Annotated in this window: 16 protein-coding genes; 4 read left to right on the plus strand and 12 right to left on the minus strand. The window is 65.2% G+C overall.

The window, feature by feature from the left end; genetic code table 11:
- Nucleotides 1–177 precede the first annotated feature (177 nt).
- The 3 genes from AC1DIO_RS12990 to AC1DIO_RS13000 form a co-directional block, all read right to left on the minus strand.
- Nucleotides 178–1,077 (minus strand): heparin lyase I family protein, encoded by a 900-nt coding sequence (locus tag AC1DIO_RS12990; protein WP_476853485.1) that lies wholly within the window; start codon nt 1,075–1,077, stop codon nt 178–180.
- A gap of 239 nt (nt 1,078–1,316) precedes the next feature.
- Nucleotides 1,317–1,469, minus strand: coding sequence for a hypothetical protein (locus AC1DIO_RS12995; protein WP_476769222.1), 153 nt, complete (start codon nt 1,467–1,469; stop codon nt 1,317–1,319).
- 216 nt (nt 1,470–1,685) lie between these two features.
- Nucleotides 1,686–2,345: a Spy/CpxP family protein refolding chaperone gene (locus AC1DIO_RS13000; RefSeq protein ID WP_441506214.1), complete on the minus strand. Its 660-nt coding sequence runs from the start codon at nt 2,343–2,345 to the stop codon at nt 1,686–1,688.
- Between the two features lie 190 nt (nt 2,346–2,535).
- On the opposite strand from AC1DIO_RS13000, the gene AC1DIO_RS13005 reads away from it, so the two are divergent.
- Together AC1DIO_RS13005 and AC1DIO_RS13010 are read left to right on the plus strand one after the other, a co-directional pair.
- Nucleotides 2,536–3,537 (plus strand): P1 family peptidase, encoded by a 1,002-nt coding sequence (locus tag AC1DIO_RS13005; protein WP_476853486.1) that lies wholly within the window; start codon nt 2,536–2,538, stop codon nt 3,535–3,537.
- A 27-nt stretch (nt 3,538–3,564) separates the two neighbouring features.
- Entirely contained in the window at nt 3,565–3,960 is a 396-nt protein-coding gene (locus AC1DIO_RS13010) for a methyl-accepting chemotaxis protein (RefSeq protein WP_441506216.1), read from the plus strand.
- A 41-nt stretch (nt 3,961–4,001) separates the two neighbouring features.
- Here the strand turns inward: AC1DIO_RS13010 and AC1DIO_RS13015 are convergent, their stop codons facing one another.
- Both AC1DIO_RS13015 and AC1DIO_RS13020 read right to left on the minus strand, forming a co-directional pair.
- Nucleotides 4,002–4,505, minus strand: coding sequence for a GNAT family N-acetyltransferase (locus AC1DIO_RS13015; RefSeq protein WP_441506217.1), 504 nt, complete (start codon nt 4,503–4,505; stop codon nt 4,002–4,004).
- A 58-nt stretch (nt 4,506–4,563) separates the two neighbouring features.
- Complete coding sequence (locus AC1DIO_RS13020) at nt 4,564–4,821, minus strand: YjhX family toxin (RefSeq protein ID WP_441506218.1); 258 nt, start codon at nt 4,819–4,821, stop codon at nt 4,564–4,566.
- A 264-nt stretch (nt 4,822–5,085) separates the two neighbouring features.
- Here AC1DIO_RS13020 and AC1DIO_RS13025 point away from each other — a divergent pair, with 264 nt between their 5' ends.
- Nucleotides 5,086–5,874 (plus strand): ATP12 family chaperone protein, encoded by a 789-nt coding sequence (locus AC1DIO_RS13025; protein WP_476853487.1) that lies wholly within the window; start codon nt 5,086–5,088, stop codon nt 5,872–5,874.
- Between the two features lie 89 nt (nt 5,875–5,963).
- Nucleotides 5,964–7,493 (plus strand): acyl-CoA carboxylase subunit beta, encoded by a 1,530-nt coding sequence (locus AC1DIO_RS13030; protein ID WP_441491476.1) that lies wholly within the window; start codon nt 5,964–5,966, stop codon nt 7,491–7,493.
- 11 nt (nt 7,494–7,504) lie between these two features.
- Here AC1DIO_RS13030 and fabF read toward each other — a convergent pair whose 3' ends face one another.
- From fabF to AC1DIO_RS13065, 7 genes are all read right to left on the minus strand, one after another.
- Nucleotides 7,505–8,770 carry a beta-ketoacyl-ACP synthase II gene (gene fabF / locus AC1DIO_RS13035; RefSeq protein ID WP_441506220.1) on the minus strand — a complete coding sequence of 422 codons (1,266 nt, stop codon included), beginning with the start codon at nt 8,768–8,770 and terminating at the stop codon, nt 7,505–7,507.
- A gap of 9 nt (nt 8,771–8,779) precedes the next feature.
- Nucleotides 8,780–9,295 (minus strand): winged helix-turn-helix transcriptional regulator, encoded by a 516-nt coding sequence (locus AC1DIO_RS13040; protein WP_441506221.1) that lies wholly within the window; start codon nt 9,293–9,295, stop codon nt 8,780–8,782.
- A gap of 81 nt (nt 9,296–9,376) precedes the next feature.
- Nucleotides 9,377–10,018 (minus strand): hypothetical protein, encoded by a 642-nt coding sequence (locus tag AC1DIO_RS13045; RefSeq protein ID WP_441506222.1) that lies wholly within the window; start codon nt 10,016–10,018, stop codon nt 9,377–9,379.
- Nucleotides 10,015–10,632 (minus strand): hypothetical protein, encoded by a 618-nt coding sequence (locus tag AC1DIO_RS13050; RefSeq protein WP_441506223.1) that lies wholly within the window; start codon nt 10,630–10,632, stop codon nt 10,015–10,017. Before AC1DIO_RS13050 ends, AC1DIO_RS13045 begins: the two co-directional genes overlap by 4 nt.
- Entirely contained in the window at nt 10,629–11,588 is a 960-nt protein-coding gene (locus AC1DIO_RS13055) for an ABC transporter substrate-binding protein (RefSeq protein WP_441506224.1), read from the minus strand. Before AC1DIO_RS13055 ends, AC1DIO_RS13050 begins: the two co-directional genes overlap by 4 nt.
- Nucleotides 11,585–12,337: an ABC transporter ATP-binding protein gene (locus AC1DIO_RS13060; RefSeq protein ID WP_476853488.1), complete on the minus strand. Its 753-nt coding sequence runs from the start codon at nt 12,335–12,337 to the stop codon at nt 11,585–11,587. Before AC1DIO_RS13060 ends, AC1DIO_RS13055 begins: the two co-directional genes overlap by 4 nt.
- Complete coding sequence (locus AC1DIO_RS13065) at nt 12,330–13,064, minus strand: ABC transporter permease (protein ID WP_476853489.1); 735 nt, start codon at nt 13,062–13,064, stop codon at nt 12,330–12,332. The genes AC1DIO_RS13060 and AC1DIO_RS13065 overlap by 8 nt, the downstream gene beginning before the upstream one ends.
- Nucleotides 13,065–13,213 lie beyond the last annotated feature (149 nt).

A 13,213-nucleotide genomic window follows, 5' to 3' on the forward strand; every position in this document is an offset into this window, starting at 1 on the left:
ATTGCAGGCTCGGGCTGCGAAGCTCCGATCCGCATCAGAAAAGGGCGGCTCTTCGGAGCCGCCCTTTTCAGTTCGAGCCCTCGGCAGGTGCGTCCCGCGGCCTGCCCAGACGGGCGCGCACGACGAATGGACCGGGCCGTCCGCGTACTGGTCCGCCGTCTTCCCCAAGCAGCGCCTTCAATCCGATGGGATATCGATACCGCTCCACGCCGGATGTCCGGCGGGGCTCCGGGTCCAGAAGGCGATGTCATTGAACTGGATGGTCTGCGAGACATCGGGCAAAGCATCGCGATAGATGCCGAAGCGCGGCTGCGCGTCGATGACCGGCTTGCCTGCCTTCGTCATGCCGTAGCGCGGATATCCGAGTACGCCGCGATAGGCTGGGCAGGCGCGCCCATCGAGCCAGAGCTGCAGATGGCTCTCACCGGCCTTCTGGCTCGGCCGTATCGAAACATTGACCCGGTGCCAGTGGCCCGGGGCGATTGGCCAGTCGCCACAGAAATGGACCTGCCMGACGCTGTCGCCACATGTCTCGGTGCCGGCACTCTTCGCGCGGAAGACCGGAGTCTTGCCGTCCGAATCCACCTCGATCTTGAAAAGCGGATTGCCGGGATCGCAGATCTCTTCTCCGCCCCTGCCCTTCTCGTAGCGCGGATCGATATTCTGCTTGATCTGCTGGATGACGGTGCGGTTCTTTCGTGTCAGCCACGGGGCCTCGACACGGAACTGAAAGCTGTACCAGGTCGTGGTATCGAAGCGGATGAGCTCGCGCGTCATCTGAATCTCGGCGCGCTCCGTCGCCGAGGAGCCAGGATCGGGATTATAGGCATCGCCCGGCTTGACGGTAACGCTGAGGACGCGCCCGCCATCTCCGGTCCCCTGTTCGCCGACGCATCGGATACGATCGGCACGAACCGATTTGTCCAGCAGCGACGAGATCTTCCAGTCCTCGGCCGCGATGCAGGCTGTCTCKAAATCCGCCTGGAACGCCGGAAGGACTTCCTCCGCGCGACCAAAGCCTGGGCAGAACAAGGACAGGGAGGCCAACCCCGCCGAGGCAAGAACGCGAAGAACCACGGCGTCTCTCATGCGTTGCCCCACCCCCCAGATCCCGCATGGAAGCTATCTCAACCTTGCGCGGGATCAACATGTTTGATCCCGCGGGATGGAAGCGGGGGAGCTACTACAGGCTCCGGTTCAGCGTTGCAGGATTGGCCGCAGGGCCTGAGCAAAACAGCAAAAGGAGCGGCCCGCAGGAGCCGCCCCCCTCTATGAAGCACGCCCAGATGGCCGCAGCGCCGCCGGATGATCCTTCGTCAGAGATGCGATCCGACCTCGTCGCGAAAGAAATAGCAGCCGAGCCCGACGCAGCCGATCAGGATCGAAAGACCATACGGGCCGAACAGGCAGAGTATGAAAACGAAGGCGATGAAAATCCTCATCAGCCAGTTTGACGATTGAGCCTTCATGAGACGCCCCTCTCACGAGATTTACTGAGAGGACCCTAGGCGCTCAAAAATGAACTCAATTTGAAGGATTATGGTAAACTCCCGTTTTTCATGACCGCGGTCGCCTCAACCTTCGCAATCCAGCTCTTCCGCATCGTCACCCGGACCGCCCCACCGACAGCAGCACAGAAAAAGGCGGCTCCGAGGAGCCGCCTCGTGAAGGCGATCGCGCTGCGATCAGTTGTTGTCGTCGTCGCTATGGTAGCGGCCGCGACGCGAGCCGCGATCGTCACCATCGTGATCCCGGCCGCCGCGTCGATCCTGCCAGCGATCGCGCATGTTCTCCCCCATCCGCTCCATGCGGGCGCGCCCCTCGGAGAATGCTTCGCGCACAGCCCGGCGCGCCACCGTCTTCTGTTCGTCGCTCAAGGTAGACCAGAGCGGACGAACGGCATCCGCGAGCTCCTTGCTGCGCGTGGCACGTGCCGCCTGACGGCTGGCCATCGCGTCCAGGCGCTCCATGATATCGGCGTGGCGGAAATTCTCACGCTGCTCGCGCATGGCCGCAAAGCCCTGACGACGCTGCTCCATGCCCTTCTTCACCGTGTTCTCGACCGCATCGAACAACGGGACCTGCTCGGGCTTGAGCTTCATATCGGCGCGCAATTTGGCAAAGCGCTCGTTCATGCGTGTCTGCGCGCGTTCGAGCCGCTCCTTCATGCGGGCTTCCATCTGCTCGGTGCGGCGCTGGTCGCGCTGGTCGGTACGCTCCTGCTGCGTCATGTCACGCGAGGATCCGGAGCCGCCGGCAGGTGGAACCGGCTGCGGCTGCGCGACCGCGAACGTCGCAGCCAGGGCGGCTGCCGACGAAGCTGCGATAAGTGCGATGCGTTTCATCCTGGGTCTCCGTTTGTCGTATCGACAAGGTCAGGTCGCTGGCGGGTCTCGAAGCCGGTTCGCGATCATGGCAAGGCTGACCTCGCGCCCCTGACCCTGCGATGGCGCAAGCATGAAAAGATCGTAATGTAGCGATGACGCGCCAGCGAGCGCGAAGTTCCCCCACGCCCCCCGGTGTCATTCCCTCGTGATGCGCAACCTGATCACCGATGTTCGCGGCCTGCTCGTCGGGCAAACCCAGGATATTGCCGCAGCGACCGGCGTCACCGTCGCCCTGTTTGACCGCCCGACCGTAGCCTCGGTCGCCATTCTCGGCGGCGCTCCCGGCACCMGCGATACCGCATTGCTGGAACCGGAAATGACTGTCGAGCATGTTGACGCCATCGTCCTCTCTGGCGGCTCCGCCTGGGGGCTGGCCGCAGCTGACGGGGTCATGGCGACGCTTGCCGCAAACGGTCGCGGCTTCCCCGTCGGCGGCATGCGCGTGCCGATCGTGCCGCAGGCGATCCTGTTCGATCTCCTGAATGGCGGCGACAAGGGCTGGGCCAGGGGCAATGGCGCAGAGGCCCCTTATCGGGCGCTGGCGCAGGCGGCAGCAGAGAATGCCGGCACTGAGTTTTTTCTCGGAAGCGCCGGCGCTGGCTACGGTGCGACCACCGCTACGCTCAAGGGGGGGCTCGGCTCAGCCAGCGCGCGCGCCGCCACCGGTCAGATCGTGGGCGCGCTCGTCGCCGTCAACGCCGTTGGCAGTGCCACGATCGGCGACGGGCCTTGCTTCTGGGCCGCCCCCTATGAGCAAGCGAGTGAGTTCGGCGGCCTCGGCTGGCCATCCCTGATCTCGCCCGATGATCTCGGGCTGCGCTTCAAGGGCGGGGCCGGACAGAACACCACGATCGCACTCGTCGCGACCGACGCGGCACTGACCAAATCGCAGGCGAAGCGGCTGGCGCTTGCGGCGCATGATGGCTTGGCCCGGGCGCTCAGGCCGGTCCATGCGCCGCTCGACGGCGACGTGGTCTTTGCCGCGGCAACCGGTCATAGCGGCGCGCCGCCCGATGCCTTCGCCCTGGCAGAACTCTGCGCGACCGCCGCCGACGTCCTCGCTCGAGCCGTCGCGCGCGGCGTCCACGCTGCAACCGCCCTTCCCTTTGCCGGAGCCAAGCCCGCCTGGCGCGACAGGTTTGGGACCTGAGGCCCGGTCCCGCTCCCGCGGCGTTTAGTGGCTCAGGAGGTCAAGGCGCTCGCCCACCAGACCTCGCTGGCGACAGACGATATCCAGCGCCAGATCGAAGCGATCCGCAACTCGAGCGGTGAAGCCGTCCGCGCCATCGACACGATGAACACGACCATCGGCTCGCTCAATGAGGTTTCGGCGGCAGTCGCGACCGTCGTCGAACAGCAGAACGCAGCCACCTCGGGGATTGCCCGCAACATCGAGGCTGCAGCACACGAGACCATCGCGGCCTCCGGCAATATCGAATTCGTCAGCAAGGTGGCCGCGGAAACMGGTCAGGTCGCGGCCTTCGTAGCCGAGTCCGCCGACAGGCTGGCCGCCCAATCCGCGCATCTCGATACCGAGGTCGCGCAGTTCCTGGGCCGGATCCGGGCAACCTGATTCTGACGCCTGCTCAGCCGCAAGACCCGGGCTCGTGTTCCTCAGGATTCGCCTGCGTCGAACGCTGCGTGGTAGCGAACTTCGCCCGCCGGTAGCGGGCCGCCAAAGCCAAGCACCTGGAAATACTCCTGCGGCACATCGGCAAGCCAGAGCCGGGGATCTGCAGCGAAACCGAAGCGAGCGTAATAACCCGGCGCCCCCAGCAGGACGCAGCCCTTCGCACCGGCCGTCTTCAGCCTGTCGAGCCCGGCGCGCACCAGAGCCTGCCCTATGCCTCTCCCCTGCATGCCCGGCCGAACAGCCAGAGGCCCGAGACCGAACCAGCCAAGCTCCTGCCCGCCGATCGTGACCGGGGAGAAGGCGACATGGCCAAGCAGGGCCTCGCCATCGGAGGCGACAAGGGACAAGGCCAGCATACCGCCCCGGCGCAAGCCATCGACGATCGCCGCTTCCGCCCCGTTGCTGTGGAAAGCGTCCTTGAAGGCGTCACCAATGAGCGCCTGGATTGCGGGAATGTCAGCGGGTTGCTCGTCGCGGATGATCATGTTGCGTCCTTGGTTCTCGCAAGAGCGGGAGGGCCCATGACGGGCCCTCCCCTTGGCCTCACCGGTTGTCGGCCTGAGACCTCACTGCGAGCCGGCCCTGTCGCGAGATGCGATAGGGCCGCCCCTGCCTCGATTCGATCATCCGCTTGCGCCTGAGGCTCCCGAAAAGCTCGAGCGTGCGGTTGGTCAACACGTAGCCCTCATGGGTGAAGCAGTCGACATGGTGGATGCGGCCATCATCGCCGCGATGGTGACGGATATGCCCGCCCTGGGCCAGCACGTGCAGCACGCGCTGCTCGCCCCTGGAGATATTCATGTTTGTAGAGCCTGTGCATGAAACCATGACAAGCGCCGGAGCCCCATGCAGGCATCGAATGCTGCATTTCAGACCCGGCGCTGCATCACGTTCCGCCGAAGCGAAACGTCACCGGGTTCCCGCACTCTCAAACATGACATTCTCCAACACGTTCATTTCCGCGCGCATAGGCGCGGGAGGACGGGCGTTTAGAGCACGCTCCTCCTAACGTCAACCACCGCCAGAACCGTTTCCCGCCGGCGCCGAATGCGCTATGGGACCCGCATGTCGACAGATGCATTTCTCCAGCGGTTCGGTGCGCCGGGTACGCCTCAGCCCGATCCCGTTGCCGCGGCGCAAAGCGCGATGCGCAACGCCCTGCCCAAGCGCTTCTACGAAACCGCTGGTGTGCTCGAACGCGACGGGCTCTTCCATGTCGCGCTCGATGGCAGGACGGCCCGGACACCGGCCCGGAATCCCTTGGCCATCACCTCGCGCCCGGTCGCCGAGGCACTCGCTGCGGAATGGCAGGCGCAGGGCGAGCGGATCGACCCCGCCGTCATGCCGCTGACACGACTGGTCAATTCCGCGCTCGATGGTGTGTCCGACCAGCATGAAGCCGTGCGCGCCGAGATCGTACGCTATGCCGGCAGCGACGCGCTCTGCTATCGCGCCAGCGAACCGGACAATCTGGTCGAACGCCAGCGTGATGTCTGGGACCCGATCGTCGCCGGCACCGAGGCCGCCCTCGGCGCACGCTTCACCMTCACTGAGGGCGTGATGTTTGCCGCGCAACCGGCCGGCTTGCTCGACGCCGTCGCCCGGCGTGTTGCCGATCTCTCCGCGCCTCTGGCGCTCGCCGGAGCGCATAATGTGATGACACTTTCAGGCTCGGCCATTCTCATGCTGGCCCTCGCCGACGGACGGCTGGACGAAGAGCAGGCATGGACTGCCGCCCATCTCGACGAGGACTATCAGATCGAGATCTGGGGACAGGATGAGGACGCCGCCGACAGGCGAACGATCCGCCGCCAGGAATTTGCGGCGGCCGTGCTTCTGCTCCAACACGGATAGCGCAAGCCCGAACGAACGGCTGATGGACAGCATGGCCTTCGCCCCTTAAGCCGGAACGCAGGCGTTCTGACCGGCGACGGGGCATTTCCATGAAGGACATTCTCGAGCAGCTTGAATCCCGCCGCGAGGGCGCGCGCAAGGGTGGCGGCGACAGGCGCATCGAGGCGCAGCACAAGCGCGGCAAGCTGACGGCTCGCGAGCGTATCGAACTCCTGCTCGATCACGGCTCCTTCGAAGAATTCGACATGTTCGTGCAGCACCGCTGCGTCGATTTCGGCATGGAGAAGGGTGAGAAGATCCCGGGTGACGGCGTCGTCACCGGCTGGGGCACCGTCAATGGGCGCACCGTCTTCGTCTTCTCCAAGGACTTCACCGTCTTCGGCGGCTCGCTCTCCGAAACACATGCCCAGAAGATCACCAAGATCCAGGACATGGCGCTGAAGATGCGGGCCCCGATCGTCGGCCTGTTCGACGCGGGCGGCGCCCGCATCCAGGAAGGCGTCGCGGCGCTCGGCGGCTATGGCGAGGTCTTCAAGCGCAATGTCACGGCCTCGGGCGTCATTCCCCAGATCTCGGTGATCATGGGCCCCTGCGCGGGCGGCGACGTCTATTCCCCTGCCATGACCGACTTCATCTTCATGGTCCGCGACACCAGCTACATGTTCGTCACCGGCCCGGAGGTGGTGAAGACCGTCACCAACGAGACCGTCACGTCCGAGGAGCTGGGCGGGGCCAAGGTCCACACCTCGAAATCCTCGGTGGCCGACGGCTCCTTCGAGAACGATGTCGAGGCACTGCTGCAGGTGCGCCGGCTGATCGACTTCCTGCCGGCCAACAACACGGTCGGCGTCCCGGAATGGCCGAGTTTCGACGTGCCGGACCGTGTCGACATGAGCCTCGACACGCTCGTACCCGACAATCCGAACAAACCCTATGACATCAAGGAACTGATCCTGAAGACGCTCGATGAGGGCGACTTCTTCGAAATCCAGGCGGCCTATGCCGGCAATATCGTCACCGGATTCGGCCGCATCGAGGGCCGCACCGTCGGCGTCGTCGCCAACCAGCCCATGGTGCTCGCCGGCGTGCTCGATTCCGATGCCAGCCGCAAGGCGGCCCGCTTCGTGCGCTATTGCGACGCCTTCGAGATCCCGATCGTCACCTTCGTCGACGTGCCGGGCTTCCTGCCGGGCACGGCGCAGGAATATGGCGGGCTGATCAAGCACGGCGCCAAGCTGCTCTTCGCCTATAGCGAATGCACGGTACCGCTGGTCACGGTCATCACCCGCAAGGCATTCGGCGGCGCCTATGACGTGATGGCCTCAAAACATATCGGCGCCGACGTCAACTATGCCTGGCCGACGGCGCAGATCGCGGTGATGGGCGCCAAGGGCGCGGTGGAGATCATCTTCCGCGGCGGCGATGCCGAGACCATCGCACGCCAGACCAAGGAATATGAGGACCGCTTCATGTCGCCCTTCGTCGCCGCCGAGCGCGGTTATGTCGACGAGGTGATCATGCCGCACTCGACCCGTCGCCGGATCGCCCGGGCCCTGGCCATGCTCAGAACCAAAAACGTCGAGCGGCCCTGGCGCAAGCACGACAATATTCCGCTGTGAGCTGACGCGAGCTACTGCCACCGCCTTAACACCACGCTCGCATTCACTCCGCCAAAGCCGAATCCGTTGGAGATGGCATGCTCCATCTGGAGCGGGCGGGCCTCCTTCGCCACGAGATCGAGCCCCGCCGCATCCTCGTCCGGGTTGTCGAGATTGAGCGTCGGCGGGGCAATCTGGTCGCGCAGCGCCAGGATGGTGAAGATCGCTTCCAGGCCGCCGGCCGCGCCGAGCAGGTGCCCCGTCGCCGATTTGGTGGCGCTGATCGCGATGCTGCGCTCGGAACCGAAAAGCGCTCTGATTGCCGCCAATTCGCCTCGGTCGCCGACCGGCGTCGAGGTCGAGTGCGCATTGAGATGACGGATATCGTGCGGCTGCAGGCCGGCCTGTTTCAGGGCGATCTCCATGGCGCGCCGCGCGCCCGAACCATCTTCCGGGCCTGAGGTGATGTGATAGGCATCGGCGCTGGTGCCATAGCCAGTGATCTCGGCCAGCGGCGCAGCCCCTCGCGCCTGCGCATGCTCCAGGGCCTCGATCACCAGCATGCCGGCGCCCTCGCCCATGACGAAACCGTCGCGGTCCCGGTCGAAGGGGCGTGAGGCACGCTCGGGCTCGTCATTGAAGCCGGTCGAGAGCGCACGCGCCGCGGCAAAACCACCAAGCGCGACAAGATCGATGCAGGCCTCGGCGCCGCCGCAGAGCGCGATATCGGCCTCTCCCGCCCGGATCAGCCGCGCCGCATCGCCGATCGCCTGCACGCCGGCGGCGCAGGCCGTGACCGGCGCACCGATCGGCCCCTTGAAGCCGTGGTCGATCGAGACATGACCAGCCGCAAGATTGACCAGGAAGGACGGGATCGTGAAGGGCGAAAGCCGTCGCACACCGCGCGTATCGGTGACGCGCACCGCTTCGGCGATCGCGGGGAAGCCGCCAATGCCGGAGGCGATGACCGTCGCGGTGCGCTCCCGCTGCACGTCATCGGTCGGCGCCCAGCCGGCCTGCTCCAGCGCCTCCTTCGCCGCCACCAGCGCGAACTGAATGAAGCGATCCATCTTGCGCTGGTCCTTGGGAGCAATAGCGCTGTCGGGATCGAAGCCCCCCTCAGCGTCCTCCACCTTCGTCGGCACGGCACCGGCAACCTTGGCCGGCAGGGTCTCGACAATGCTGTCGGGCAGGCGCCGCAGCCCGGAACGGCCAGCGAGCAGCCGCGACCACGCCAGTTCGGTTCCACAGCCCAGGGGCGAGACAACGCCCATACCGGTTACAACGACGCGGCGCATCGGCAGATCCTATTCGATGTGAGAGGGAGAGAGCGGTCGCAAACCTCTCTGCGCGGCAATGTGCCTGCGCATCTGTTCGCTGGCTCGCGGACCGGGAATGAGAGCGACATTATCGGACGTGATCGGCGTCGCGCTGGCGGCATCGACCAGGATCGGTTCGAGCGGCTGGCCGGAAACGCGCCCTGCCAGCAGCACGGACACGCCCTCGGGGGCGAGATACCGGTTGCCCCAGGCGAGCATTGCCGCAATCACCGGGAAGAAGTCCCGCCCCTTGGCGGTCAGCAGGTACTCATATCGCTTTGGCCGCTCGCGATAGAGCCGCCGCTCGAACAGGCCGCTCTGCGTGAGATGCTTGAGACGGCGAGCCAGCATATTGGGCGCAATGCCGAGACTCGCCTGAAACTCGTCGAAGCGCGTGAGCCCCCGGAACGCATCGCGCAGGATCAGGAGGCTCCACCATTCGCAGACGGTTTCGATCGTCCGTGCGCAGGGGCATTCGGAGAGTGAAGCGGGCCTGGATTGCATGCTCACTCCGGCTAGACCAGTTACTATCATTTTGCAAGTAACTGATCTGGCCGGAGCGCAGGGCCTTTCGCGGTGGGGCCGCTAACCCGGGGTTCGGAACGCCTCATCCGTCCAGTCGAGCAGCTTGCCCAGAAAGCGCGAGGCCGCCGGCATGAAGAAGCTGCCATGATGGTAGAACGGGTCGAGCGTGGTCACGATCATGCGCCCGGCCCCACCGCCAACATGACGGTGGTCGTAGAGGATCGAGCCGCCCTTGCCCTGAGGGTCGCCGTCCCGCGTGATGTCCACCAGTGAGGTCGCCCCCGGCGGGGGCGTCAGCAGGCCGTGATAGTGCCAGACCAGTTCCTTCATCCCGACATGGCGGAAAAGTTCGTGCTCGGGCGCGACGATGCGGTGGCCGGGATCGGCACCCTGCTCCAGCCACCACCAGAAATTGGTCGGACGGAACTCCCATGAGACGCCGGGCGCCCATTGCTGGGCGCTGTTCTCGCCAAGCACGATCAAGGTGCCGCCACCGGCCAGATAGTCGAGGAGGATCGGGCGCTTGCCCCGCAGAACGCCCGGATGAATGCGATCCGCCACCATCAGGGCGTCGCAGCCGGCAAGGTCGGCCGCAGCCAGTTCAGGCGCGTAGATCGTCCGGTCGAAGCGACCACCGAGCCGCTGACCATAGATTGCTTCCTGGTGGTAATAGGTTCCGCCGTCCAGCACCGCGAGTGTCATGCTGCCTCCGATGGCTTGGCGATCCAGTCGAACAGTTGCGGCATGATCCGCTCCGAGCTGTTGCCCGAGCCGAAATAGCCCCACAAATCCGCGCCGGCATGGACCAGCAACCGCCCTCCCACCGCCGGCCGGCAATCGAAATCGACCGGAGACCGGCTCGGTCCCAGGCTGTTGATGATGCGCGCACCGGGCGGTGGCGGGTTGGAACCGCGCCCATAGAAGCCCGCCACGCCGCGCCGCTTCGAGAGATCCGCAGGATCGACGCCGGCCCAGACCGGGTGCTCCGCCTCTCGGTTGACCGCGAGATCGTCGACCCGATAGCCGGGGATCGGCTGGAACCGCGAGAGTTCGGCCAGGAAAGGGTGCCCGATATGGCCGCAGACGACGATCGTGCCGCCATCGGCCAGGAAGGCTTCAAGCTGTCCCCGGCGCGAGGCAAGATAGCGCTGGTCCGAATGCAATCCGAGCAGCAGGCCGCGCGTGCGGGAAAGCGCGGTCCGTTCGAGATCGTAGAACGGCACGAGGTCGATTCGCGGGCCGAGCGCGAGATCCGTGATCAGGGCCTGGGCACCGGTCTCGCTCTGCTCGCAATCAAGGAGGATGGCGTCGATCACGGTTTGAACGCCATCGGATCGATGAGGTCGCGGCGCATGTCGATGGTCTTCTGTAACATGCCGGCCTCGATCATGAAGGACTGATCGGCTTCAAGGTTCTTCACATCGGCATCGGTCATGGCGAGCGTGAAATCATACCAGGGCAGTTGCTTGCGCGCGTCCTCGACCGAGATCTTCTGGTCCTCGGCCGCGATCTTCAGGGCTTCCTCGGGATTGGTCTTCATGAACGCGAGTGCCTTCCCGTGAGCCGCGAGATAGGCCTGCACCAGGTCCGGATGGTCCCGGAGAAAATCGGTTCGTACCGCGATCACCGAGGTCGGAGCGATCAGCCCCTCGCCGCTCGCCAGGATGCGCCCGCCGGCAGCTTCCACCTGCAGGGCATTGGCGCCGGCCAGCGTCGCCGCATCAACCTTACCCGCCAGAAGTGCTGCCCGCGCCGCCGGGATATCCATGTTGAGATACTCGACATCGCCGAGCTTCATGCCATTGGCGGCCAGCGCCGCGGCTAGGAGTTGGTTCAGCGTCGTCCCCTTGGGGCCGCCCACGCTCTTGCCCTTCAGATCCTTGACCGAAGCAGGGCCGTTCGCCGTCGTCATCACGAAGAAGGCCTTGGGCGAACGCGAATAGGCGGCAATCACCTTGAGGTCGATGCCGTTCGCGCGCCCGAGAATGGCCGAGGTCCCGCCCAGTACGCTGGCAATGTCGACCGCACCGGCGGCAAGCGCCTGGATCTGCGCCGCGCCCGAGGTGATCTCGGGATTCTCGACCTTGTTGATGCCCGCCGCCGCAAAAGCTTCCTCGAGAAAGCCCTTCTTGCGCATGACGATGGAGGGAACGTTGAAGGGTGACGCCACATAAGTAACGCGCACGCTCGATGGCTTGTCGGCAGCATGGACCGAGATCGCAGGCGCAGCCGCAACGATGACCGCAAGGGCGATCAGCTTCAGAAATTTCACGACACAATCTCCTTCTGTAAGGGATGCCTGCTCGTTTCGAGCAGGCGCTCGAGCACGGCACGGCGATGAGCGAGCAGCGCGGGATCCGTAGGGTCTCGCGGGTAGGGAAGATCGACCCGGCGCAAACCGACGAGCCGGCCCGCCGACAATTCGGCAATGGCCTCGCCGAGCAGAACCGCCTCCTCGACGTCATGGGTGACGAAGACGACGGTCKGCCGGCGCTTGCGCCAGATTTCGACGAGCTCCTGCTGCATGGTGCGGCGCGTGAAGGCGTCGAGCGCGCCAAAGGGCTCGTCCATGAGCAAAAGATCCGGTTCGAGGACGAGCGCGCGGGCAATCGCGACCCGCTGCGCCATGCCGCCCGAGAGCTGCTCCGGCGTTGCCTCTGCAAATCCCGAAAGCCCGACGAGGGCCAACGCTTCGCCGACGCGCTGATCGATGACCTCTTGCGGGATGCGGCCGCAGAGCCCGAATCCGGCGTTGCGCGCGACGCTGAGCCACGGCATCAGCCGCGGCTCCTGGAAGACATAGCCGATGCGCGGGCGCCCGCCGCCAGCAAAACTCAATGTGCCGGACGTCGGTTCGGCAAGCCCGGCCAGGATACGCAGCAACGTGGTCTTGCCGCAGCCGCTGCGCCCCACGATCGCTGTGAAGCTGCCGCGCGGCAGATCGAGATCGACGTCTTCGAGAGCGGCGACGCTGCGCCCCGCAACCGAATAGCTCATGCCGAGATTGCGGGCCTCAAACACGGCCGAGCTCCAGATGGGAGCGCAGCCACGGCGCGCTGCGGCGGATCGCGGCCCGGGCCAGGGCATCGGCGATCAGCCCGAGCACGCCGATGACAAAGACCCCGACGAGAACGATGTCGGTGCGCGCAAGATTCTGGGCGTCGATGATCATGTAGCCGAGCCCCGAGCTCGACGCGATCAGCTCGGCTCCGACCAGAGCCCGCCAACTATAGCCGAGCCCGATCCGCAAACCGACGACGAGGGCCGGAAGCGAGGCCGGAAGAACGATCMGACGCAGGATTTCCGAGCTGCTCAGGCCACAGGCCCGGCCGACCTCGACGAGCTTCGGATCCGCCTGGGCAATCCCCCCAAGGGCTCCCAGGAAGATCGGGAAGAAGCAGGAGAGCATGATCACACCGATCTTCTGCACTTCGCCGATACCGAGCCACAGGATCAGCAGAGGCAGCAGCGCAAGCGGCGGAACCTGGCGCAGGAATTCGAGCGCCGGCTCGACCAGCGCGCGCAACCGCGGCAGCAGACCGAACAGCAGTGCCAGGGGCAAGGCAGTGGCGACGGAAAGGCCATAGCCGAGGATCACGCGCTGCAAGCTGATCGCCACATGCCTGACAAGGGAGCCATCGGCGATGAGTTGACGTCCCGCCTCCATGACCGCGACCGGCCCAGGCAGCAGGAAGGGCGAAACGAGACCGAGCACACTGGCTACAGACCAGAGCAGTCCCAACAGCAAGAATATGGGCAGTCCCTTGGACACGGCTACTACGATTGTTTCAGAGCAAGGCGGCGGCGCCCGCGCGACTGACTAGCATTGTTTCGTAGCGCATCAACAATATTACGATATTTATCACGCGAATATTTATTATAATTATTCTAATGAGA

The sequence above is a fragment of the Allobosea sp. 05T439 genome (assembly GCF_056396005.1).

Excerpts from the sequence above, each read along its gene's own strand:
- AC1DIO_RS12995 (WP_476769222.1), bottom strand. The coding sequence starts at position 1,469 with ATGAAGGCTCAATCGTCAAACTGGCTGATGAGGATTTTCATCGCCTTC.
- AC1DIO_RS13000 (WP_441506214.1), bottom strand. The coding sequence starts at position 2,345 with ATGAAACGCATCGCACTTATCGCAGCTTCGTCGGCAGCCGCCCTGGCT.
- AC1DIO_RS13015 (WP_441506217.1), bottom strand. The coding sequence starts at position 4,505 with ATGATCATCCGCGACGAGCAACCCGCTGACATTCCCGCAATCCAGGCG.
- AC1DIO_RS13020 (WP_441506218.1), bottom strand. The coding sequence starts at position 4,821 with ATGAATATCTCCAGGGGCGAGCAGCGCGTGCTGCACGTGCTGGCCCAG.
- AC1DIO_RS13030 (WP_441491476.1), top strand. The coding sequence starts at position 5,964 with ATGAAGGACATTCTCGAGCAGCTTGAATCCCGCCGCGAGGGCGCGCGC.
- fabF (WP_441506220.1), bottom strand. The coding sequence starts at position 8,770 with ATGCGCCGCGTCGTTGTAACCGGTATGGGCGTTGTCTCGCCCCTGGGC.
- AC1DIO_RS13040 (WP_441506221.1), bottom strand. The coding sequence starts at position 9,295 with ATGCAATCCAGGCCCGCTTCACTCTCCGAATGCCCCTGCGCACGGACG.
- AC1DIO_RS13045 (WP_441506222.1), bottom strand. The coding sequence starts at position 10,018 with ATGACACTCGCGGTGCTGGACGGCGGAACCTATTACCACCAGGAAGCA.